The following is a 19,895-nucleotide window of genomic DNA, read 5'->3' as shown; positions in this document are numbered from 1 at the left end:
GCGGGCCGTCAGTGGTTCGCGCAGCCGCCCGGCTTCAGCACGCGTTGCGTCGACGCCGGATATTTCGCGAGCAGGCTCGCCGGACGGCGCGGCCGCACCACCAGATCGCCGCCGCAGTTCGGGCAGCGGCCCTTCAGCACGTCGTCCGCGCAGGTCGCGCAGAACGTGCATTCGAAGGTGCAGATGCGTGCGTCCGGCGAATCGGGCGGCAGGTCCTTGTCGCAGCATTCGCAGCCGGGGCGCAGTTCGAGCATGGCGGTTTTCCTCGTGGTCGGAGTGGGTCGGGACGAGCGTCGCCGCACATTGCGCGCGACGCGGGTGCGCGCTACTGTACTCGCATGAACCGGCCCGGCCAACGGTGTCCCGCCGGGATGCCGTCGTCGCGCACGGGCCGCCCCGGGAGACGCCCATGCTTTATCGTGGAAGCTGTCACTGCGGCGACGTGAAGTTCGAGGCGGAAGGCGACCTGCAGGGCGTGCTGGCCTGCAACTGCTCGATCTGCCGGCGCAAGGGCGCGCTGATGTGGTTCGTGCCGCGCGATCACATGAAGCTCCTCACGCCCGACGAACATCTCTCGACCTATACGTTCAACAAGCACGTGATCCGCCATCGCTTCTGCAAGCGCTGCGGGATTCATGCGTTCGGCGAGGGGACCCATCCGGACGGCACCGCGATGGCCGCGATCAACGTGCGATGCCTCGAGGATGTCGATATCGACGCGCTGCCGGTCACGCACTACGACGGCCGCTCGCATTGAGCGGCGCGTCTCGCGCGAGCGCGCGCGCCGCCGTCAGGACGGCTCGACCGGCGCGGCCTGCGGCGCCGGCGTTTCCGCCTGCGGCGCCGGGCCCGCCGTGCGCGTGCCGGCCGTGACGGGACGCTCGATCAGCGGCGCGAGCGCCGGCGCCATCGACTTCAGCAGCTGGACGGCCATCGCGCTCGTGAAGTCGTAGCGTGCCGCGTAAGGCTCGTGCGCGGTCGCCGTCAGCACGCCGAAGAAGCGGTCGCCGAGCACGAACACGAACGTGCCGCTGCGATTGACCTTGCGCGACTCGATCAGCCGCGCGCCGCGCGCGTAGACGTTGAAGCGCTGGTCGCCCGTCCCGGTCTTGCCGTACACCTGGAGCGTCTTGCCGTCGGGCAGCGTGAAGCCGCCCGCGAGACGCCGCGCGGTGCCGTTCAGCACGACGTCGCGCAGCAGCGTGCGCGCCACGTCGACGATCTCCGGCGACAGCATCGGCTGCGGCTGCGCGGCCGCGCGCACGAAGCGCGTTTCGTACGGCGTGCCCTTCGCGAAGTCGAGGCGAGTGATCGTCTCGGTCGGCGCCTTCTGGCCGCCGTTCGCGATCAGGCCGATCAGTTTCGCGAGCGCGTCGGGCTGGTCGCCCGATGCGCCGATCGCGGCCGCGTATGACGGCGTGACTTCCGCGAACGGGTAGCCGAGCGCACGCCACGCTTTCGTGATCTCCCCGTACGCGCGCAACTCGACCATGTGGCGAATGCGCCGGTCCTGGGTCGCGTGGTAGCGCGTCTTGTACAGCCACGAGTACGTGTAGAAGCGCGCATCGCGGCTGTCGCGCTGAACGTCGCCGAGCGGCGCGTTCGGGTGGGCGCGCAGATAGTTGAGCGTCCACAGCGCGAGCGGGTGGACGCTCGCGATGTAGCCGCGGTCGTTGAGGTTGAACCGGTCGATCGCGTACTTCGCGTAGAGCGCGGCGAGATCGTCGTCCGACAGCGTCGCGGCCGGCGTGCCCTTCAGCTGCGCGCGCATCCGCGCGCTGAACCACGCGAGCGATTCGTTCGGCGCGACGCTGCGCAGCACTGTCGCGATCTTCGGCGGCGACTTGCGCACGTCCTGCAGCATCAGCGCGAGCGCGTCGTCGGGCGCCTTGCCCGCATAGCGCGTGTAGTAGCGCTTCACGTAGACCTTGCTTTCGCCGTCGACGAACTGCTCGAGGTAATGCTTGCGCTGCTCCGGATCGCCGAGCCACGACGACGACGGGCCGGCCGCCTGCAGCATCTCGTAATGGACGATGTCGCGCATCAGCCGCACGAACACGAGGTTGACCGAGTGCTCGAACGCCGCATGCAGCGTCAGGATGCGGCCGTTGTCGGATTTCTCGAAGTTCGAGAATACCTGCGCGCCGCCGCCCGTGTAGAACACGTCGGGGCTCGCCGAATACTTGCGTTCGACCGCCGCGTCGAGCATCGCCTGCAGCGAGCGATCGCGCGTATGCGACAGGTAATCGAGCGCCCAGCGCGACAGTCCGTCGATCGGGTCGGGCTTCACCTTCGCGAGTTGCGCGTTCGACAGGTTGCCGTAGCGCGCGTGCAGGTCGGAGACGATCTGCAGGTACGTGATCAGCGTGCGCAGCTTCGCCGTCGAGCCGAGGTTGATGCGGCCGCCGCGGTTCACGTCGAACGGCTGGTTCACGCTGTCGGTCTGCACGCGCAGCATGTTCGCGCCGTTGCGGTGCTCGTACAGCGTGAAGCTGTACGTGAGGTGCGACGGGTCGTCCTTCGGCGCGAGCATCTCGAAGCCGTACAGGCCGGCGGCCTGCGCGCCGTCGCGGGTCGACGCCCGCGCGAGCCGTTCGGCGACCGCCTGCTGCACGCCGTTGTCGAGCGTGCTGGTGGCTTCGAGGTCGAGCTGGTCGAGCTGGTACAGGTCGCTGATCCCGAGTGCCGACAGCAGCGACGCGCGCGCGGACGACACGGCCTTGCGCGACACGAACGACTGCACGTGCGCGGCGGCCGGCGGCGCGCTGCGCTCGATCTGCGCGGCGAGCGCAGCATCGCGCAGCGCGGGCGAGATCACGCCGCCGTTCGACAGGAGCCGCAGGTAGCTGTCGGTCAGCTTCTGCAGCGCCGGATAGCCGCGATTCAGGAAGTACGACGGCGCGCGCTGCGCGATGATCAGCGACAGCACCTCGCGGAACGTCTTGCCCTGTTCGTCGACGTTGTCGCCGGTCGTCGGCGCGGACAGGATCCGGTTCACGTCGTTGAAGTCGCGGCCGTACCACGCGGCGAGACCGTCGCCGATGCCGGTGATTTCACCCACGTGCGGCCGCGCGGCGAGCGGCACCGAGTTCAGGTAGCGCACCAGGATCGCGCGCCGCGCGAGCATCGTCTGCGGGCCGTTCAGGTACGCGAGGACCGACGCGGACGCGATCTGCCGCAGCTTCTCCGGCGGCGTCGCGGTGCGGCCGTCGGGCGAATGGCGGAACTTCTCGATCTGCGTCGCGAGCGTGCTGCCGCCGGGACGCGCCTGATGATGGTTGACGACGTGCATCGCCTGGTCGGCGAGCGCGCGGCTGAAGCGTCCCCAGTCGATCGCCGGATTGCGGTTCGGCTGGTTCGCGTCGAGCAGGTAGCGATCCTCGATGAACAGCAGCGAATCCGCGATCACGCGCGGCACCGTGTCGAAGTCGGCGTAGACGCGCTGCGGGAACACGGTCGCGAACAGCGGGGCGCCGGTCGAGTCGAACAGCATCAGCCCGGCCTGGTCTTTCTCTTCGTAAGGCAGGAACAGGCCGTGATCGGCGAGAGACAGCATTCGTTGCGAATCGCGCGCCTGCTTGCCGACGACGAAGCCGCGCGCGAGCAGATGCTGCTGGAACGCGGGAATCATCGCGTAGCCGAGGCGCTGGTCGTACGGCCCGTTGGCGGGGAAGCGGATGTGGTCGCTTGCGCCGGCCTCGACGGTGTAGCCGACGTCACGCGTGAGCTCGGACAGGTAGTGCGCCTGCAGGCGCGATGTCGCGATCTCGGTCATCACGAGTCGCGCGACGATCGCGATCGCGATCACCAGCGCGGCCAGCAAGGACCACTTGATCCACGTCCAGACCGAGGCACTACCGGTCACGCGCGGCAGGATGCGATTCAGCGGCCGATTCATGGCGGCGTCTCCCTGAAGGCGCAGGCTCCGGCCGCACCTCATTAAGGATTAGTGTAGTCCTCCGCAGCGGGCTGCCAAGGGCGGTTCACTACCGAGATGCGTCGACGCAACGCACATGCCTGTGACGTGCGGCAATGGGCGGTGCGATGCGGTGGCGCGTGTCGCCGTGGCGTAACGTTTGCGCGCACCGCCCGGCCGCCGGGAACGACGGCGCGTGGCGGCGCCGGCGGCTCACGCACCGGTCTTGTGCATTGCCGTATCGACCGCAAATCGGGTCCGATCCTGTCCGAATCCGTTGCCGGTGCGTGAAGACGCTACGGGTTTCCGCGATAGCCGGGTGCACCGGCCGCAGGTACGATCGCCCGATGTGCAGCGCATGTCCGCATTCATCGGGGGTGCCATGTCGATCCATCCCGTCGCGCTCGTTTGCACGACGATCCTGGGGTTGCTGCTGTTCGGGCTCGGCCTGATCGTGTCCGTTGCGCGCTTCCGGCGCACCACCGGTTCCGGATGTGCGTCCGATCCGACCGACGGGTTGCACAAGATCGTGCGCGCGCACGGCAACACGGCCGAATACGCGCCGTTTCTCGCGGTGCTGTTTCTCTATTTCGGCGCACACGACCCGTCGCGCGCGATCGTCTCGCTGATCGTCGCGGCAACCGCGTGCCGCTGTCTGCTCGTGATCGGACTGCTCGCGTGGCCGACGATGGACCGGCCGAATCCCCTGCGTTTCATCGGCGCGCTCGGCACGTATCTGTGCGGCGCCGCGCTTTGCGTCGCGCTGTTCGTCTGAGCGCGTCGCCATCGCCATCGCCGCTTCGCGGGATCGTGCCAACGCACGGCTTCGACGAAGCAGTGAATCGGCCAGTCGCACGCGATCGCGATCATCCGCTCGCGTATCGAGTCGACCTCCATGAGGTACTTCGGCGTGCATGACACGGTGTCGGCGTACGACGACACCGTGAACGCCGCGCTGAACGATGTGCATTCGACGATCGGCCGCGCGGTGATATCCTCGCGAAACGCCCGCGACCGACGGGCGGATACCGACTGCCCGCGCGCGGCCCGATGCCGCGCTGCGCGGCGTTTCCGAGGGAGAGCCGAAGCATGAGCCGCAAATTCATCCTGAAGGGCGACACGACCGACCATGGCGGTGTCGTGCTCGACGGAATCGCCAATTCGTCGTTCGACGGCCGCGAACTCGCCTATCTCGGCGCGCCGGTGTTCTGCGCCGCGTGCAAGACCCAGGGCGTGATCGTGTCCGACGGCGGCGAGCGGACGATGACCGTGATGGGCAAGGTCGTCGCGCTCGAACACGACCTGTGCCAGTGCCTGTGCACGCCGCAGCCGAAGCTGATCCCGTCGCAAGGGACGGGCACCATCTCGGGCTGACGCCCGCCGTCAGTCGCTGCCTTCGGTCTCGATCACGAGGATGCGCGCTTCGCCGAGCGGGTGCGCGACGTGTTCGGTGCCGATCGTCGCGTGGAAGACGTCTCCCGTCTCGAGCACCGTCGCGTGCTCGACACCTGCTGCGCGGTAACGCATCTCGACACGGCCGTCGAGCACCGCGAAAACCTCCTCGCCGTCGTTCACATGCCAACGGTACGGCCGATCGGTCCAGTGCAGGCGGACCGTGATGCCGTTCAGGTTCGCGATGTCCAGCGCCCCCCACGGGCGTTGCGCGGTGAATGCGGTGCTGCGGATGATGTTCATCGATAGGTCCGGTCCGTCAATGCGAATGCTGCGGAGTCGGGCAGGCTGCTTGGCCGCGCGGCCCGCCCGCCCTTCGGTTTTCGTGTGCTTGTCTTCAGCGGGACATCGCGCGCAACGCCGCGTCGATCGTCTGCCTGCGCTTCTCCAGCCCTGCCGCCGAGCGCTCGGTCACGCGCTTCAGCACCGACGCCGGCGCCGTATCCGGCGAGCCCGCATCGAACGGCGGCGCGGGCGCGTATTCGAGCGCCAACTGGATCGACTGCGCCTCTTCGTCGCCGACGAGTTCGGCGGCGATCGTCAACGCGAAGTCGATGCCGGCCGTCACGCCGCCGCCGGTGATCAGGTTGCCGTCGCGCACCACGCGCTCGCGCACGGGCACCGCCCCGAGGGGCGCGAGCAGCGAATGAAATGCCCAGTGCGTCGTCGCGCGGCGGCCGCGCAGCAGGCCGGCCACGCCAAGCAGCAGCGCACCCGTGCAGACCGACGTCACGTAGCGCGCGGCGGCCGCGCGCTGCTGCACGAACGCGATCGTTTCGGCATCGAGCAGCAGGTCGTTGATGCCGATCCCGCCGGGCACGCAGATCACGTCGAGCGGCGGGCAATCGTCGAACGTGCACGTCGGCGCGAGCGCGAGGCCGCTGCTCGACGTGACGGTGTCGCGCGATTTCCAGACCAGATGGACGGTCGCGTCGGGCAACGACGCGAGCACGTCGTGCGGGCCGGTGAGATCGAGTTGCTGGACGCCGGGAAACACGAGAAGGCCGATATGCAGGGTCATGCGAACGCTCCGAAGGGAAGGGGATGCGCCACGGCCGGCGCACGATGGACAGATCGATTCTAGGCGCGTAGTGTTTGGCGGAATTGCCATATCACCCACGTTTTCAGCCAATCGCCATGCCTGCCGCTCCGCGCTCGATCATCGTCCTCGCGTTCCCCCGTGCGCAGTTGCTCGACGTGACCGGGCCGCTGCAGGTGTTCGCATCCGTCAACGAACTCGCGCAGGAGCGCGGGCAGCCCGTGCCGTATGCGCCGCGTGTCGTCGCCGCGGAGGCGGGGCCGATCGAGACGTCCTCCGGCCTCGTGGTGATGGCCGATTCGCTGCGCTCGGCCGGGCGGCCCGATACGGTGATCGTGGCCGGCGGCAAGGGCGTGCACGCCGCTTCGCGGGATGCGCGGACGGTGCGCTGGGTCCGGCAGCAGGCGCAGCGCGCGCGACGTGTCGCATCGGTCTGCACCGGCGCGTTCCTGCTCGCCGAGGCCGGCCTGCTCGACGGGCGGCGCGCGGTCACGCACTGGGCGCGCTGCGACGAATTCGCGGCGCGCTATCCGAACGTGCGCGTCGAGCCCGATCCGATCTTCATCCGCGAAGGGGCGTTGTGGACGTCGGCCGGCGTGACGGCCGGCATTGACCTCGCGCTCGCGCTGGTCGAGGAGGATCTCGGGCGGGCGATCGCGCTCGACGCCGCGCGCGAGCTCGTCGTGTTCCTGAAGCGGCCGGGCGGGCAGGCGCAGTTCAGCGCGATGTTGTCGATGCAACGTACCGACGACCGCTTCGGCGAACTCCATGCATGGATCGCCGAGCACCTGACGGCCGACTTGTCGGTGCCGGCGCTTGCCGAGCGCGTCAGCATGAGCGAGCGCAGCTTCGTGCGTCACTACCGCGCGGGCACCGGCCGCACGCCCGCGCGCGCGGTCGAGCAGATTCGCGTCGAGGCCGCGCAGCGTCTGCTCGGCGAAACCGCGTGGCCCGTCAAGCGGATCGCCACGCGGTGCGGTTTCGGCTCGGAGGAGACGCTGCGGCGCAGTTTCGTGCGCGTGCTCGGCGTGTCGCCGCAGGGCTATCGCGAGCGGTTCGTGCGGTAACGTGCCGGTGAGCGGTGAGCGCGCCGCGCATGGCGACCGGGGATGGAGCCGTCGCGTCTGGAACTGCACGAATCCGGATCACTTTCCAGTCCGAAATGCTGCGACTATTCAGAAGTGGCAAACAATAGGCGGGGGCTTGTGCCGCGCGGGTTGCGCGCTCTATTCTGTTCCGTTGGCGATTCGAAGGGGGCGCAGCATGGACCGCATTCAGGCAATGGAAGTTTTCACCCGCGTGGTCGACGCGAACAGCTTCACGCGCGCGGCCGACACGCTCGCGATGCCGCGCGCGTCGGTGACGACCATCATCCAGAATCTCGAGGCGCTGCTCGGCGTGCGTCTGATGCACCGGACGACGCGGCGGCTGTCGCTGACGCCGGAGGGCGCCGCGTATTACGAGCATTGCATGAAGATCATCTCGGAGATCGCGGAAGCCGACGCGAGTTTCCAGACCGGCAACCGCAAGCCGAGCGGCGTGCTGCGCGTCCACATGCCGAGTTCGCTCGGGCGGCGCGTCGTGTTGCCGGCGCTGTCGATCTTCCGGCAGCGCTATCCGGACATGACGCTCGACCTCGGCTTGTCGGACCGTTACGTGGATCCGGTCGAGGAGGGCATCGACTGCATGATCCGGGTCGGGCCGCTCGAGGATTCGTCGATGGTCGCGCGGCGGATCGGGATGCTCAAGCGCGTGACCTGCGCGTCGCCCGACTATCTCGCGCGCCACGGCGAGCCGCAGGAGATCGCCGACCTGGCCGACCATCATGCGGTGAATTTCCGCGCGAGCCACGGCGCACGGGCGATTCCGTGGGTGTTCATGATCGAGGGCAAGCCGGTCGAGGTGCGGATGAACGGCAGTGTCACCGTCAACGATTCGGATGCGTACGTGACGTGCGGGCTCGAAGGGTTCGGGATGATCCAGCCGACGCTGTTCATGGTGCTGCCGCACCTGCGCGACGGCTCGCTGGTCGAGGTGCTGCCCGACTGCAATCCGAAGCCCAAGCCGATCTCGATCGTGTATCCGCACAACCGGCATCTGTCGCAGAAGGTGCGCGTGTTCGCGGACTGGATCGCGGAGCTGTTCGAGTCGACGCCGGCGCTGGAGGGCGGGGAGAACTGGCGGAAGGTGCGGGCGGAGGTGCCCGACGCGCAGCGCGGGGCGGTGGTGGCATGACGCGCGGGACGCACGCCTGACGGACAGGCGGCGCGCGAATCCGCGCCCGCCTGGATGAAGCAATGAAAAAAGCCGCTGATCCTTTCGGAACAGCGGCTTTTCGCATTTGGTGGCGAATCAGGGACTCGAACCCCGGACCTGCGGATTATGATTCCGTCGCTCTAACCGACTGAGCTAATTCGCCGAAGACTTGAATTATGTAGATGTGCCGCCGGGCTGTCAACACCTTTTTTCACTTTCCTGAAAAAAGGTGCCGGCGGCCGGCGCCGGCACGGGTTGCGGGCGGGGTGCCGCCCGCGCCCGACCTCAATCCTGCGCGTAGATGTTCGAGTTCTTCGTGTCCTTGACGAACAGCAGACCGATCACGAACGTGACCAGCGCGATCACGATCGGATACCAGAGCCCCGAATAGATGTCGCCCTTCGCCGCGACGATCGCGAACGCGGTCGCCGGCAGGAAGCCGCCGAACCAGCCGTTGCCGATGTGATACGGCAGCGACATCGACGTGTAGCGGATGCGCGTCGGGAACATCTCGACCAGCATCGCCGCGATCGGGCCGTAGACCATCGTCACGTAGATCACGAGGATCGTCAGGATCACGATCGTCATCGGCCAGTTGAGCTGCGACGGGTCGGCCTTCGCCGGGTAGCCGGCCGCCTTCAGCGTCGACGCGAGCGTCTTGTCGAACGCCGCGCCCTGCGCCTTCGCATCGGCCGCCTTGCCGTCATACGCGGGGATCACCGCATCGCCGACCTTGATCTGCGCGGTCGCGCCAGCCGGCGCCGCGACGTTCTCGTAGTTCAGGCCGGCCTTCGCGAGCGCGCTCTTCACGATGTCGCACGAGCTCGTGAACTTCGACGTGCCCACCGGGTTGAACTGGAACGAGCAGGTGGCCGGATCGGCGAGGACCGTGATCGGCGCCTTCTGCGTCGCGAGTTCGAGCTGCGGGTTCGCGTAGTGCGTGAGCGCCTTGAACAGCGGGAAGTAGGTGAGCGCCGCGATCAGGCAGCCCGCGAGGATGATTGGCTTGCGGCCGATCTTGTCCGACAGCGACCCGAAGAACAGGAAGAACGGCGTGCCGATCAGGAGCGCGATCGCGATCAGGATGTTCGCGCTGGCACCGTCGACCTTCAGCGTCTGCGTGAGGAAGAACAGGGCGTAGAACTGGCCCGTGTACCACACGACGGCCTGGCCGGCGGTCAGGCCGACGAGCGCGAGGATCACGATCTTCAGGTTCTTCCACTGGCCGAACGCTTCGGTCAGCGGTGCCTTCGACGTCTTGCCTTCCGCCTTGATGCGCAGGAACACCGGCGATTCGTTCAGCTGCAACCGGATCCACACCGACACCGCGAGCAGCAGGATCGACGCGACGAACGGCACGCGCCAGCCCCAGTTGCCGAACGCTTCCTCGCCGATGAACGTGCGCACGCCGAGGATCACGAGCAGCGACAGGAACAGGCCGAGCGTCGCGGTCGTCTGGATCCATGCGGTATAGAAGCCGCGACGGTTCGCCGGTGCATGCTCGGCGACGTAGGTCGCCGCGCCGCCGTACTCGCCGCCGAGCGCGAGGCCCTGCAGCAGCCGCATCGCGATGAAGATCACCGGCGCCGCGATGCCGATCGATGCGTAGCCGGGCAGGAAGCCGACCACGAAGGTCGAGATGCCCATGATCACGATCGTCACGAGGAACGTGTGCTTGCGGCCGACGAGGTCGCCGAGCCGGCCGAACACGATCGCGCCGAACGGACGCACGGCGAAGCCCGCCGCGAAGCCGAGCAGCGTGAAGATGAATGCGGCGGTCGGATTGACCCCGGAGAAGAAGCTCTTGCTGATGTAGGCCGCGAGTGATCCGGCCAGATAAAAGTCGTACCACTCGAACACGGTGCCGAGCGACGACGCGAAGATCACCTTCTTCTCTTCGCCCGTCATCGGCGAGTGCGAAATTTGCTCGCCTAACGTTGCCATGAATCGTCTCCAAGTCCCTTGATATAGATATGCGGCCACCTTGGGTGGGCGGGCCTGTCGACGATTATTGGCACGGAAACTTACGGCGCACTGACTCGCGGGCACAAAACGACTGCGCGTTAACCCGCGCCGAATCGGTCGTTTCGCGCTCCGATCCTGTCGCAATCGGGGTTAAAGCGCCGGTTTCGATGCGATCGCGGCGCGGTACGGACCCGCGCGTATCAGGATTGATCCGGCGCGGTGTCCGACAGCGGCAGGCTGATGCGCACGAGCGTGCCCGCGAGGCGCGGCGCGCTTTGGTATACGTGATCGTCGAGCGTGAGCGTGCCGCCGTGCTGGGCGGCGATCTCGCGCACGATCGCGAGCCCGAGGCCGCTGCCGTCGCCTTCGCGGCCGAGGATCCGGTAGAAGCGTTCGACCACGCGGTCGCGTTCCGCGGCCGGGATGCCGGGCCCGGTGTCCTCGACTTCGAGATGCACGCGCCGCGCCGCACGCTCGGCCCGCACGCGCACGGTGATGCGGCCGCCTTCGGGCGTGTAGCGGATGGCGTTGTCGACCAGGTTGCCGAGCATCTCGCGCAGCATCACGGGATTGCCGTCGACCTCGAGCGGCGCGTCGTCATCCGGGCCTTCGTAGCCGAGGTCCATGCGCTTCGCGAGCGCGGCCTGCACCCAGTCGCGCACCGTGCGGCGTGCAAGCGCGGCGATCTCGACCGGCTCGAACGTCAGCCCGCTCGCGCGGTTCTCGGCGCGCGCGAGCGCGAGCAGTTGCGTGACGAGCCGCGCGGCCTGCTCGGAACTCGTCGCGATCTGTTCGAGCGAACGCTGCACGTCGGGCGGCACGGGGTGGCGCAACGCGAATTCGGCCTGCGTGCGCAGCCCCGCGAGCGGCGTTTTCATCTGGTGCGCGGCGTCGGCGATGAAGCGCTTCTGCAGGGCCATGTTCTGTTCGAGGCGCGCGAGCAGGTCGTTGAACGACGTGACGAGCGGCTCGATCTCGGGCGGCGCGCGCTGCGCCTCGACGGGCGACAGGTCGTCGGGACGCCGTGCGCGGATGTGCGCCTGCAGCGCGTTGAGCGGCGCGAGCCCGCGCGACAGCCCGAACCAGACGAGCAGGATCGCGAGCGGCAGGATCACGAACTGCGGCAGGATCACGCCCTTGATGATGTCGTTCGCGAGCGCGTTGCGCTTGTCGAGTGTCTCGCCGACCTGCACGAGCACGGGCTGCGTGCCGTTCGACTCGGGCAGCGCGACGGTCGTATACGCGACGCGCACGTCGTTGCCGCGCAGCAGGTCGTCGCGGAACACGACGACGCCCGGCGGCGGGCGGTCCTCGTCGCGCGGCAGCGGCATGTCGGCCTCGCCCGCGACCAGCTCGCCGCGCGTGCCGAGCACCTGGAAGTACACGCTGTCGACGTTGTCCGCGCGCAGGAAGTCGCGCGTCTGCTGCGGCAGGGTCAGCTCGGCGACGCCGTTGACCGGATGGATCTGCCGCGCGAGCACGTACGCGTTGGTCTCGAGCGCGCGGTCGAACGGGCCGTTCGCGATCGTCTTCGCGACGAGATAGGTGACGGCGATGCTCATCGGCCACAGCAGCAGGAGCGGCGCGAGCATCCAGTCGAGGATTTCGCCGAACAGCGAGCGCGGCCGCGCGGCCTCGGGCGTGTCGGTTTCGTCGGGCGGCGCGAACGGGTTCTCATAGCGCGCGTCGCGCGCGGCGTCGGCGGCGGACGGTTGATCGCCGGTCGAATGGCGGGAATGGGCCGGCGTGGCCATCGCGGCGACGGCCGGGTTCAGCGCAGCGGCGTGCCGGCCGCCGCGGACTGGGGCGCGGGCGAGTCGGCCGGCGCCGCGGGCGCGACTTTCTCGAGGCAGTAGCCGAGGCCGCGCACGGTGGAAATCCGAACGCCGCTCGGCTCGATCTTCTTGCGCAGCCGGTGGACGTACACTTCGATCGCGTTGTTGCTGACTTCCTCGCCCCATTCGCACAGATGGTCGACGAGCTGCTCCTTCGACACGAGCCGGCCGATGCGCTGCAGCAGCACTTCGAGCAGCCCGAGCTCGCGCGCGGACAGATCGAGCACGCGGTCGTTCGCATATGCGATACGGCCGACCTGGTCGAACGCGAGCGAGCCGTGGCGCACGACGGTCGGGCCGCCGCCCGCCCCGCGCCGGGTCAGCGCGCGCACGCGCGCCTCGAGCTCGTTGAGCGCGAACGGCTTGGCCATGTAGTCGTCCGCGCCGAGGTCGAGCCCCTTCACGCGCTCGTCGACGCTGTCGGCGGCGGTCAGGATCAGCACGGGGAGATTGGAATTGCGCGCGCGCAGGCGCTTCAGCACGTCGAGCCCGGACATCTTGGGCAGCCCGAGATCGAGGATCAGCAGGTCGAAGGACTGCATCGACAGCGCGGTATCGGCCTCGACGCCGCTCTTCACGTGGTCGACGGCATAGCCCGATTGGCGGAGTGACCGGGTGAGGCCGTCCGCGAGTATGCTGTCGTCTTCGGCGATGAGAATTCGCATGTTGCTGACCGATGGCCGGCGGGGCGTTCGCGCCGGCGCGGCTGTCTCCGAAGTTATCCGTGTACAACGCAGCCTGCATTGCGGGCTTGCATAAAACACTGTTTTTTTATACAGTGTCTGCATTCGTGGGCAGCGCTTGAAAGCGGGCGCGCCTCTGACAGACGCTGCTCATCATAGCAAAGGACGATTCATGGAAGATAGCAAGAAGGGCTCCGGGATGACCGCCGAGAAGAGCAAGGCGCTGGCGGCCGCACTCGCGCAGATCGAGAAGCAGTTCGGCAAGGGATCGATCATGCGGATGGGCGACGGCGAAGCGGCCGAAGACATCCAGGTCGTCTCCACGGGCTCGCTGGGTCTCGATATCGCGCTCGGCGTCGGCGGCCTGCCGCGCGGCCGGGTGGTCGAGATCTACGGTCCGGAATCGTCCGGTAAAACCACGCTCACGCTGCAGGTCATCGCCGAACTGCAGAAGCTGGGCGGCACGGCAGCCTTCATCGACGCCGAGCACGCGCTCGACGTTCAATATGCGGCGAAGCTCGGCGTGAACGTGCCGGAACTGCTGATCTCGCAGCCGGACACCGGCGAGCAGGCGCTCGAAATCACCGACGCGCTGGTGCGCTCGGGTTCGATCGACATGATCGTCATCGACTCGGTCGCGGCGCTCGTGCCGAAGGCCGAAATCGAAGGCGAGATGGGCGATTCGCTGCCGGGCCTGCAGGCTCGCCTGATGTCGCAGGCACTGCGCAAGCTGACGGGCACGATCAAGCGCACGAACTGCCTCGTGATCTTCATCAACCAGATCCGGATGAAGATCGGCGTGATGTTCGGCAACCCGGAAACCACGACGGGCGGCAACGCGCTCAAGTTCTACTCGTCGGTGCGTCTGGATATCCGCCGCATCGGTTCGATCAAGAAGAACGACGAGGTGATCGGCAACGAAACCCGCGTGAAGGTCGTCAAGAACAAGGTGTCGCCGCCGTTCCGCGAGGCGATCTTCGACATCCTGTACGGCGAGGGCATTTCGCGTCAGGGCGAGATCATCGATCTCGGCGTGCAGGCGAAGATCGTCGACAAGGCAGGCGCCTGGTACAGCTACAACGGCGAGAAGATCGGCCAGGGCAAGGACAACGCGCGTGAATTCCTGCGCGAGAATCCGGAAATCGCGCGCGAGATCGAAAACCGCATTCGTGAGTCGCTCGGCGTTGCCGCCATGCCGGATGGTGCAGGGCTCGACGAAGCCGAGGCGATGGACGAAGAAGAGTGATGGTCGGGCGCCGAGGTCAGGCTGGCGAACCGGAACCGAGCGACGCGCCCGACACGGCGGGTCGCTCCGGCCGGCAAGCCGAATCCTCGGGGGCCAACCGGCGGAGCGCGGGCAGTCGTGCCGCGAACCGCACCGCGACGAGGGCATCCGAGGATGCCCTCGTTTCGTTTGAGATGATCGCGCCGGTCGATCCGTTCGACGACGACGAATCGTTCGACGCGCACGACCGGTCGCGCCGTCGCGTGTCCGGTGTCAGCTTTCCGGGCGAGCGCGCGGCCGATGCGTCTGCGTCGGTCAAGGAAGATGTGTATACGCGCAGTAGCCAGCATCCGCGTCGCACGCGCAGTGCGTCCGGCGGTTCCGCCGGCACTGCTTCAGACGACGCATCCGGTGCCGCCGAGCGCAAGTCGTCGAAACCGCCGCGTTCGCTGAAGGGCCGCGCGCTCGGCTATTTGTCCCGGCGCGAGTACAGCCGGGCCGAACTCGCGCGCAAGCTCGCACCGTACGTCGGCGAGGACGAATCCATCGAGCCGGTGCTCGATGCACTGGAAAAGGAAGGCTGGCTGTCCGACGCACGCTTTGCCGAGAGCCTCGTGCATCGCCGCGCATCGCGCGTCGGCGTCGCGCGCATCGTCAGCGAACTGAAGCGTCATGCGGTCGGCGACAGTCTCGTCGAGGAAGTGAATGCGCAATTGCGCGAGACCGAGTGGGCACGCGCGCAGGCCGTCTGGCGCAAGAAATTCGGTGCACTGCCGCAAACGCCCGCCGAGCGCGCGAAGCAGGCGCGCTTCCTTGCCGCGCGCGGCTTCTCGAGCTCGACCATCGTGAAGTTGCTGAAGGTCGGCGACGATTTCCCGATCGACGACTGACCGGTTCGGTCGCGCGCGCTGCGCGCGATTTTGCTGCAACGCAACCGTTTCCGGACAGGCGGGAATACCCGCCGTCGCGGCCGGATGCCTCAAATACCCAATATGCTAAAATCCACGGGTTTTCCTCTTCGGCCTCAACCTCCAGCATGCCGCTATCCGAGCCCGTGCCCCGTCAGTTGCGACATCGACGCGCAATCCGAGCGGAAGCCTACGAGCGCGGCGACGGCTTGTGGGACATCGAAGCCTGCCTGACCGACCACAAGCCGCGCGATGTCGCGCTTGCGTCGGGCATCCGGCCCCAAGGCCTGCCGATCCACGAACTCTGGCTGCGCGTGACTATCGATCGTGACCTCAATGTCGTCGACGCCGAAGCGTCTTCGGAGTGGGTTCCCTATCCCGGTCACTGTCAATCCGCCCCTCCCGCCTACCGGGCCCTCATCGGGCTCAATCTCTTCCGCAATTTCCGCCGCAACGCGAACCGGCTGCTCGCCGGCGTCGCAGGCTGTTCCCATCTCACCGAACTGTGCGCCGTGCTGCCGACGGCAGCGATCCAGGCGTTCGCCGGTGACGTATGGAACGTGCGCGAGGAGGGAGGCGAAGGACCGGACCATGACGGCGAGCACGCCGAACCGCCTTTCCAGCTCGGCCGCTGCCGGGCGTTGCGGTTCGACGGCGAGGTCGTGCGGCAGTACTACCCGCGCTGGTATGGCACGAACCGGCCGGACTTGCCCGGTGAGGGCAGCACGAAGGAATGAACGGAAATCATTCGAAGAAGCGTCTTAAGCGACATTTCATCCAACTCTCAGACTGAAGGGAATCACGCATGAAGATTCACGAGTACCAGGGTAAGGAAATCCTGCGGAAATTCGGAGTCGCGGTACCGCGCGGCAAGCCGGCGTTCTCGGTTGAAGAGGCCGTCAAGGTGGCAGAAGAGCTGGGCGGCCCGGTGTGGGTCGTGAAGGCTCAGATTCACGCGGGTGGCCGTGGCAAGGGCGGCGGCGTGAAGGTGGCGAAGTCGATCGAGCAGGTCCGCGAATACGCGAACCAGATCCTCGGCATGCAGCTCGTCACGCACCAGACCGGTCCGGAAGGCCAGAAGGTCAACCGCCTGATGATCGAAGAAGGCGCCGACATCAAGCAGGAACTGTACGTCAGCCTCGTCGTCGACCGCATCTCGCAGAAGATCGTGCTGATGGGTTCGAGCGAAGGCGGCATGGACATCGAAGAAGTCGCCGAAAAGCACCCGGAACTGATCCACAAGGTCATCGTCGAGCCGTCGACGGGCCTGCTGGACGCCCAGGCCGACGACCTCGCCGCGAAGATCGGCGTGCCGGCTGCTTCGATTCCGCAAGCGCGCGCGATCCTGCAAGGCCTGTACAAGGCATTCTGGGAAACCGACGCGTCGCTGGCTGAAATCAACCCGCTGAACGTCTCCGGCGACGGCAAGGTCATCGCACTCGACGCGAAGTTCAACTTCGACTCGAACGCGCTGTTCCGCCACCCGGAAATCGTCGCGTACCGCGACCTGGACGAAGAAGATCCGGCTGAAATCGAAGCGTCGAAGTTCGACCTCGCGTACATCTCGCTCGACGGCAACATCGGCTGCCTCGTGAACGGCGCAGGCCTCGCGATGGCGACGATGGACACGATCAAGCTGTTCGGCGGCGAGCCGGCGAACTTCCTGGACGTCGGCGGTGGTGCGACGACCGAGAAGGTCACGGAAGCGTTCAAGCTGATGCTGAAGAACCCGGACCTGAAGGCGATCCTCGTGAACATCTTCGGCGGCATCATGCGCTGCGACGTGATCGCGGAAGGCGTGATCGCCGGTTCGAAGGCCGTGAACCTGAACGTGCCGCTCGTCGTGCGCATGAAGGGCACGAACGAGGACCTCGGCAAGAAGATGCTGGCCGATTCGGGCCTGCCGATCATCTCGGCGGACAGCATGGAAGAGGCTGCGCAGAAGGTCGTCGCGGCTGCCGAAGGCAAGTAACGCTATCGAATACGCATGGCGGCGCGGCAGATACGCGACGCCAATCGAACAGAGGTCAAAATACATGTCGATTCTGATCAACAAGGACACGAAGGTCATCACGCAGGGCATTACCGGCAAAACCGGTCAATTCCACACGCGCGCCTGCCGTGAATACGCAAACGGCCGCGAAGCATTCGTCGCGGGCGTGAACCCGAAGAAGGCCGGCGAAGACTTCGAAGGCATTCCGATCTACGCGAGCGTCAAGGAAGCGAAGGCAGAAACCGGCGCGACCGTGTCGGTCATCTACGTTCCGCCGGCAGGCGCAGCCGCTGCGATCTGGGAAGCGGTCGAAGCCGACCTGGATCTCGCGATCTGCATCACGGAAGGCATCCCGGTTCGCGACATGATCGAAGTGAAGGACCGCATGCGTCGCGAAGGCCGCAAGACGCTGCTGCTCGGGCCGAACTGCCCGGGCACGATCACGCCGGACGAACTGAAGATCGGCATCATGCCGGGCCACATCCACCGCAAGGGCCGCATCGGCGTCGTGTCGCGTTCGGGCACGCTGACGTACGAAGCGGTTGCTCAGCTGACGGCACTGGGCCTCGGCCAGTCGTCGGCGGTCGGTATCGGCGGCGACCCGATCAACGGTCTGAAGCACATCGACGTGATGAAGATGTTCAACGACGATCCGGACACGGATGCGGTCGTGATGATCGGCGAAATCGGCGGTCCGGACGAAGCCAACGCCGCTCAGTGGATCAAGGACAACATGAAGAAGCCGGTCGTCGGCTTCATCGCTGGCGTCACGGCGCCTCCGGGCAAGCGCATGGGCCACGCCGGCGCGCTGATCTCGGGCGGTGCGGATACGGCCGAAGCGAAGCTGGAAATCATGGAAGCGTGCGGCATCACCGTCACGCGCAACCCGTCGGAAATGGGCCGCCTGCTGAAGAAGGCGCTGTAATTTCGGCGTGGTTCGTCCTGCAAAAAACGCCGGCCTCGCCGGCGTTTTTTGTTATGCTCGCGCAATGAATTTGTAAGCCCCGGGCATGCGCGATGCATGTCCCGGCATTCACCCGGCGCGCCTGTCCGACAGCCGTTGCCTCGCACCCGATACCGCTCATGCTTGAATTCCTGACGTCGCTCCACTGGGGCGCGGTGTTTCAGATCGTCATCATCGACATCCTCCTCGGCGGCGACAACGCGGTCGTGATCGCGCTCGCGTGCCGCAACCTGCCGGCCAACCAGCGGTTGCGCGGCGTCGTGTGGGGCACGGCCGGCGCGATCCTGCTGCGCGTCGCGCTGATCGCGTTCGCGGTCGTGCTGCTCGACGTGCCGTTCCTGAAGTTCGGCGGCGGCCTGCTGCTGTTGTGGATCGGCGTCAAGCTGATGGCGCCCGACGCCGACGCGCACGACAACGTGAAGCCGGCCGACCGGCTGTGGGACGCGGTGAAGACGATCGTGATCGCCGACGCCGTGATGAGCCTCGACAACGTGATCGCGATCGCCGGCGCGGCCGAGCAGGCCGATCCGTCGCACCGTCTGGCGCTGGTGATCTTCGGGCTCGTCGTCAGCGTGCCGATCATCGTGTGGGGCAGCACGCTGGTGCTGAAGCTGCTCGACCGGTTTCCGATCGTCGTGGCGCTCGGTGCCGGGCTGCTGGGCTGGATCGCCGGCGGGCTGATGGTGCACGACCCGGTCGGCGACCGCTGGCCGGTGCTCGATACGCCGGCGGCGATCTACGGCGCGAGCATCGCGGGCGCGCTGTTCGTCGTCGCCGCCGGTTACACGCTCCGGCGCCGCCGCAGCGCCTCGCACGCGCATTGACGTTGGCCGTCCGGCCGACTGCCGGGGCCGCGGCCCGCTGGCTACGATCGAAACGCCTGCCTGATTCGGCAGGCGTTTTTCGTTTCCGGAGCCAGTCATGTTCGAAGCCTTTTCCGTTTCCCTGTTCCGTCGCCTCGCCGCCGATCTGCGGCGCGCGAGCCGGCCGGTGCCGCGCTGGCGGCCGGCCGGCTTCACGCTGATCGAGCTGATGATCGTGCTCGCGATCGTCGGCGTGATCGCGGCCTATGCGATTCCCGCGTACCAGGATTACCTCGCGCGGTCGCGTGTCGGCGAGGGGCTCGCGCTCGCTTCGTCCGCGCGACTCGCCGTGGCCGACAACGCCGCGAGCGGCGCGAGCCTCGACGGCGGCTACAGCCCGCCGGCCGCCACCCGCAACGTCGAATCCGTCGCCATCGACGGCGACACCGGCCAGATCACGGTGGCGTTCACCCCCCGCGTCGCCGCGGCCGGCGCGAATACGCTCGTCCTGGTGCCGTCCGCCCCGGACAAGGCCGACACGCCGACCGCGCGCGTGCCGCTGAAAAAGGGCGCGATGCAGGCGGGCGCGATCGCGTGGGAGTGTTTTGCCGCCGGGAAGTCTGCGTCGTCGCTCCCGGCGCCGGGCGCGGGCCCGTTGCCGGCGGAAGCCGCGACGTTGCCCGCGCAATATGCGCCGGCGGAGTGCCGCGCGTAGTGCCGCGGGCATGCCGGCAAGTCCGTGGCCGCGTGCGTGGCGCGGCGCCCGCCGTGCCTGCCGGCCGGCTGCGCTCGCTCCACGGCATGGGTGATGGCACGACGGGGCCGCACAGAGGGGGGAAAGTTTTGTATAGTGCGC

General features: G+C 67.4%; 19 protein-coding genes and 1 tRNA gene. 12 read left to right on the top strand and 8 right to left on the bottom strand.

What is annotated here, in order from left to right:
* Window positions 1–8: 8 nt before the first annotated feature.
* Window positions 9–254: a DUF1272 domain-containing protein gene (locus ACV22V_RS12525; protein WP_059528077.1), complete on the bottom strand. Its 246-nt coding sequence runs from the start codon at window positions 252–254 to the stop codon at window positions 9–11.
* A 155-nt stretch (window positions 255–409) separates the two neighbouring features.
* Between ACV22V_RS12525 and ACV22V_RS12520 the strand changes: the two genes are divergently transcribed.
* Window positions 410–757, top strand: a complete 348-nt coding sequence (locus ACV22V_RS12520) for a GFA family protein (RefSeq protein ID WP_448014050.1) — start codon at window positions 410–412, stop codon at window positions 755–757.
* Between the two features lie 33 nt (window positions 758–790).
* On the opposite strand, the gene ACV22V_RS12515 is transcribed toward ACV22V_RS12520, so the two are convergent.
* Window positions 791–3,898 carry a transglycosylase domain-containing protein gene (locus ACV22V_RS12515; protein WP_448014048.1) on the bottom strand — a complete coding sequence of 1,036 codons (3,108 nt, stop codon included), beginning with the start codon at window positions 3,896–3,898 and terminating at the stop codon, window positions 791–793.
* Window positions 3,899–4,298: 400 nt separating this feature from the next.
* Here ACV22V_RS12515 and ACV22V_RS12510 point away from each other — a divergent pair, with 400 nt between their 5' ends.
* Both ACV22V_RS12510 and ACV22V_RS12505 read left to right on the top strand, forming a co-directional pair.
* Complete coding sequence (locus ACV22V_RS12510) at window positions 4,299–4,691, top strand: MAPEG family protein (protein ID WP_059528067.1); 393 nt, start codon at window positions 4,299–4,301, stop codon at window positions 4,689–4,691.
* Between the two features lie 314 nt (window positions 4,692–5,005).
* Window positions 5,006–5,290, top strand: a complete 285-nt coding sequence (locus tag ACV22V_RS12505; protein WP_011657840.1) for a PAAR domain-containing protein — start codon at window positions 5,006–5,008, stop codon at window positions 5,288–5,290.
* A 9-nt stretch (window positions 5,291–5,299) separates the two neighbouring features.
* On the opposite strand, the gene ACV22V_RS12500 is transcribed toward ACV22V_RS12505, so the two are convergent.
* Together ACV22V_RS12500 and ACV22V_RS12495 are read right to left on the bottom strand one after the other, a co-directional pair.
* Entirely contained in the window at window positions 5,300–5,611 is a 312-nt protein-coding gene (locus ACV22V_RS12500; RefSeq protein WP_059528060.1) for a cupin, read from the bottom strand.
* A 94-nt stretch (window positions 5,612–5,705) separates the two neighbouring features.
* Window positions 5,706–6,389 carry a DJ-1/PfpI family protein gene (locus ACV22V_RS12495; protein ID WP_059820363.1) on the bottom strand — a complete coding sequence of 228 codons (684 nt, stop codon included), beginning with the start codon at window positions 6,387–6,389 and terminating at the stop codon, window positions 5,706–5,708.
* A gap of 116 nt (window positions 6,390–6,505) precedes the next feature.
* On the opposite strand from ACV22V_RS12495, the gene ACV22V_RS12490 reads away from it, so the two are divergent.
* On the top strand, window positions 6,506–7,474 hold the full coding sequence (locus ACV22V_RS12490) for a GlxA family transcriptional regulator (RefSeq protein WP_059528054.1): 969 nt from the start codon (window positions 6,506–6,508) through the stop codon (window positions 7,472–7,474).
* 196 nt (window positions 7,475–7,670) lie between these two features.
* On the top strand, window positions 7,671–8,642 hold the full coding sequence (locus ACV22V_RS12485; RefSeq protein ID WP_448014045.1) for a LysR family transcriptional regulator: 972 nt from the start codon (window positions 7,671–7,673) through the stop codon (window positions 8,640–8,642).
* 107 nt (window positions 8,643–8,749) lie between these two features.
* Here the strand turns inward: ACV22V_RS12485 and ACV22V_RS12480 are convergent.
* The 4 genes from ACV22V_RS12480 to ACV22V_RS12465 form a co-directional block, all read right to left on the bottom strand.
* Window positions 8,750–8,826 (bottom strand) — tRNA-Met (locus tag ACV22V_RS12480).
* Window positions 8,827–8,948: 122 nt separating this feature from the next.
* Complete coding sequence (locus ACV22V_RS12475; protein ID WP_059528048.1) at window positions 8,949–10,607, bottom strand: MFS transporter; 1,659 nt, start codon at window positions 10,605–10,607, stop codon at window positions 8,949–8,951.
* Window positions 10,608–10,828: 221 nt separating this feature from the next.
* Window positions 10,829–12,382, bottom strand: coding sequence for a sensor histidine kinase N-terminal domain-containing protein (locus ACV22V_RS12470; RefSeq protein ID WP_448014043.1), 1,554 nt, complete (start codon window positions 12,380–12,382; stop codon window positions 10,829–10,831).
* Between the two features lie 17 nt (window positions 12,383–12,399).
* Window positions 12,400–13,128, bottom strand: a complete 729-nt coding sequence (locus ACV22V_RS12465; protein WP_059528042.1) for a response regulator transcription factor — start codon at window positions 13,126–13,128, stop codon at window positions 12,400–12,402.
* 190 nt (window positions 13,129–13,318) lie between these two features.
* Between ACV22V_RS12465 and recA the strand changes: the two genes are divergently transcribed.
* The 7 genes from recA (at window position 13,319) to ACV22V_RS12430 (ending at window position 19,754) form a co-directional block, all read left to right on the top strand.
* Window positions 13,319–14,392 (top strand): recombinase RecA, encoded by a 1,074-nt coding sequence (recA, locus tag ACV22V_RS12460; protein ID WP_059465716.1) that lies wholly within the window; start codon window positions 13,319–13,321, stop codon window positions 14,390–14,392.
* Window positions 14,392–15,261, top strand: coding sequence for a recombination regulator RecX (recX, locus tag ACV22V_RS12455; protein WP_448014041.1), 870 nt, complete (start codon window positions 14,392–14,394; stop codon window positions 15,259–15,261). The genes recA and recX overlap by 1 nt, the downstream gene beginning before the upstream one ends.
* A 146-nt stretch (window positions 15,262–15,407) precedes the next feature.
* The gene (locus tag ACV22V_RS12450) at window positions 15,408–16,016 is read left to right on the top strand and encodes a DUF2889 domain-containing protein (protein ID WP_059528036.1); all 609 of its coding nucleotides are present in this window, start codon (window positions 15,408–15,410) and stop codon (window positions 16,014–16,016) included.
* A 68-nt stretch (window positions 16,017–16,084) separates the two neighbouring features.
* Window positions 16,085–17,251 carry an ADP-forming succinate--CoA ligase subunit beta gene (sucC, locus tag ACV22V_RS12445; protein WP_124507860.1) on the top strand — a complete coding sequence of 389 codons (1,167 nt, stop codon included), beginning with the start codon at window positions 16,085–16,087 and terminating at the stop codon, window positions 17,249–17,251.
* A gap of 64 nt (window positions 17,252–17,315) precedes the next feature.
* Window positions 17,316–18,197 (top strand): succinate--CoA ligase subunit alpha, encoded by an 882-nt coding sequence (gene sucD, locus ACV22V_RS12440; RefSeq protein ID WP_010090788.1) that lies wholly within the window; start codon window positions 17,316–17,318, stop codon window positions 18,195–18,197.
* Between the two features lie 158 nt (window positions 18,198–18,355).
* On the top strand, window positions 18,356–19,060 hold the full coding sequence (locus ACV22V_RS12435) for a TerC family protein (RefSeq protein WP_059528030.1): 705 nt from the start codon (window positions 18,356–18,358) through the stop codon (window positions 19,058–19,060).
* Between the two features lie 97 nt (window positions 19,061–19,157).
* Window positions 19,158–19,754: a pilin gene (locus ACV22V_RS12430; RefSeq protein WP_059690624.1), complete on the top strand. Its 597-nt coding sequence runs from the start codon at window positions 19,158–19,160 to the stop codon at window positions 19,752–19,754.
* The last annotated feature ends 141 nt before the right edge of the window (window positions 19,755–19,895 follow it).

It is taken from the genome of Burkholderia sp. AW33-5, assembly GCF_053427615.1.
The sequence above is the reverse complement of the archived record's forward strand: the minus strand, read 5'-3'. Positions and strand labels throughout refer to the sequence as shown.

Coding starts and splice junctions, on each gene's coding strand:
- ACV22V_RS12525 (WP_059528077.1), bottom strand. CDS start 254: ATGCTCGAACTGCGCCCCGGCTGCGAATGCTGCGACAAGGACCTGCCG.
- ACV22V_RS12520 (WP_448014050.1), top strand. CDS start 410: ATGCTTTATCGTGGAAGCTGTCACTGCGGCGACGTGAAGTTCGAGGCG.
- ACV22V_RS12515 (WP_448014048.1), bottom strand. CDS start 3,898: ATGAATCGGCCGCTGAATCGCATCCTGCCGCGCGTGACCGGTAGTGCC.
- ACV22V_RS12510 (WP_059528067.1), top strand. CDS start 4,299: ATGTCGATCCATCCCGTCGCGCTCGTTTGCACGACGATCCTGGGGTTG.
- ACV22V_RS12505 (WP_011657840.1), top strand. CDS start 5,006: ATGAGCCGCAAATTCATCCTGAAGGGCGACACGACCGACCATGGCGGT.
- ACV22V_RS12500 (WP_059528060.1), bottom strand. CDS start 5,611: ATGAACATCATCCGCAGCACCGCATTCACCGCGCAACGCCCGTGGGGG.
- ACV22V_RS12495 (WP_059820363.1), bottom strand. CDS start 6,389: ATGACCCTGCATATCGGCCTTCTCGTGTTTCCCGGCGTCCAGCAACTC.
- ACV22V_RS12490 (WP_059528054.1), top strand. CDS start 6,506: ATGCCTGCCGCTCCGCGCTCGATCATCGTCCTCGCGTTCCCCCGTGCG.
- ACV22V_RS12485 (WP_448014045.1), top strand. CDS start 7,671: ATGGACCGCATTCAGGCAATGGAAGTTTTCACCCGCGTGGTCGACGCG.
- ACV22V_RS12475 (WP_059528048.1), bottom strand. CDS start 10,607: ATGGCAACGTTAGGCGAGCAAATTTCGCACTCGCCGATGACGGGCGAA.
- ACV22V_RS12470 (WP_448014043.1), bottom strand. CDS start 12,382: ATGGCCACGCCGGCCCATTCCCGCCATTCGACCGGCGATCAACCGTCC.
- ACV22V_RS12465 (WP_059528042.1), bottom strand. CDS start 13,128: ATGCGAATTCTCATCGCCGAAGACGACAGCATACTCGCGGACGGCCTC.
- recA (WP_059465716.1), top strand. CDS start 13,319: ATGGAAGATAGCAAGAAGGGCTCCGGGATGACCGCCGAGAAGAGCAAG.
- recX (WP_448014041.1), top strand. CDS start 14,392: ATGGTCGGGCGCCGAGGTCAGGCTGGCGAACCGGAACCGAGCGACGCG.
- ACV22V_RS12450 (WP_059528036.1), top strand. CDS start 15,408: ATGCCGCTATCCGAGCCCGTGCCCCGTCAGTTGCGACATCGACGCGCA.
- sucC (WP_124507860.1), top strand. CDS start 16,085: ATGAAGATTCACGAGTACCAGGGTAAGGAAATCCTGCGGAAATTCGGA.
- sucD (WP_010090788.1), top strand. CDS start 17,316: ATGTCGATTCTGATCAACAAGGACACGAAGGTCATCACGCAGGGCATT.
- ACV22V_RS12435 (WP_059528030.1), top strand. CDS start 18,356: ATGCTTGAATTCCTGACGTCGCTCCACTGGGGCGCGGTGTTTCAGATC.
- ACV22V_RS12430 (WP_059690624.1), top strand. CDS start 19,158: ATGTTCGAAGCCTTTTCCGTTTCCCTGTTCCGTCGCCTCGCCGCCGAT.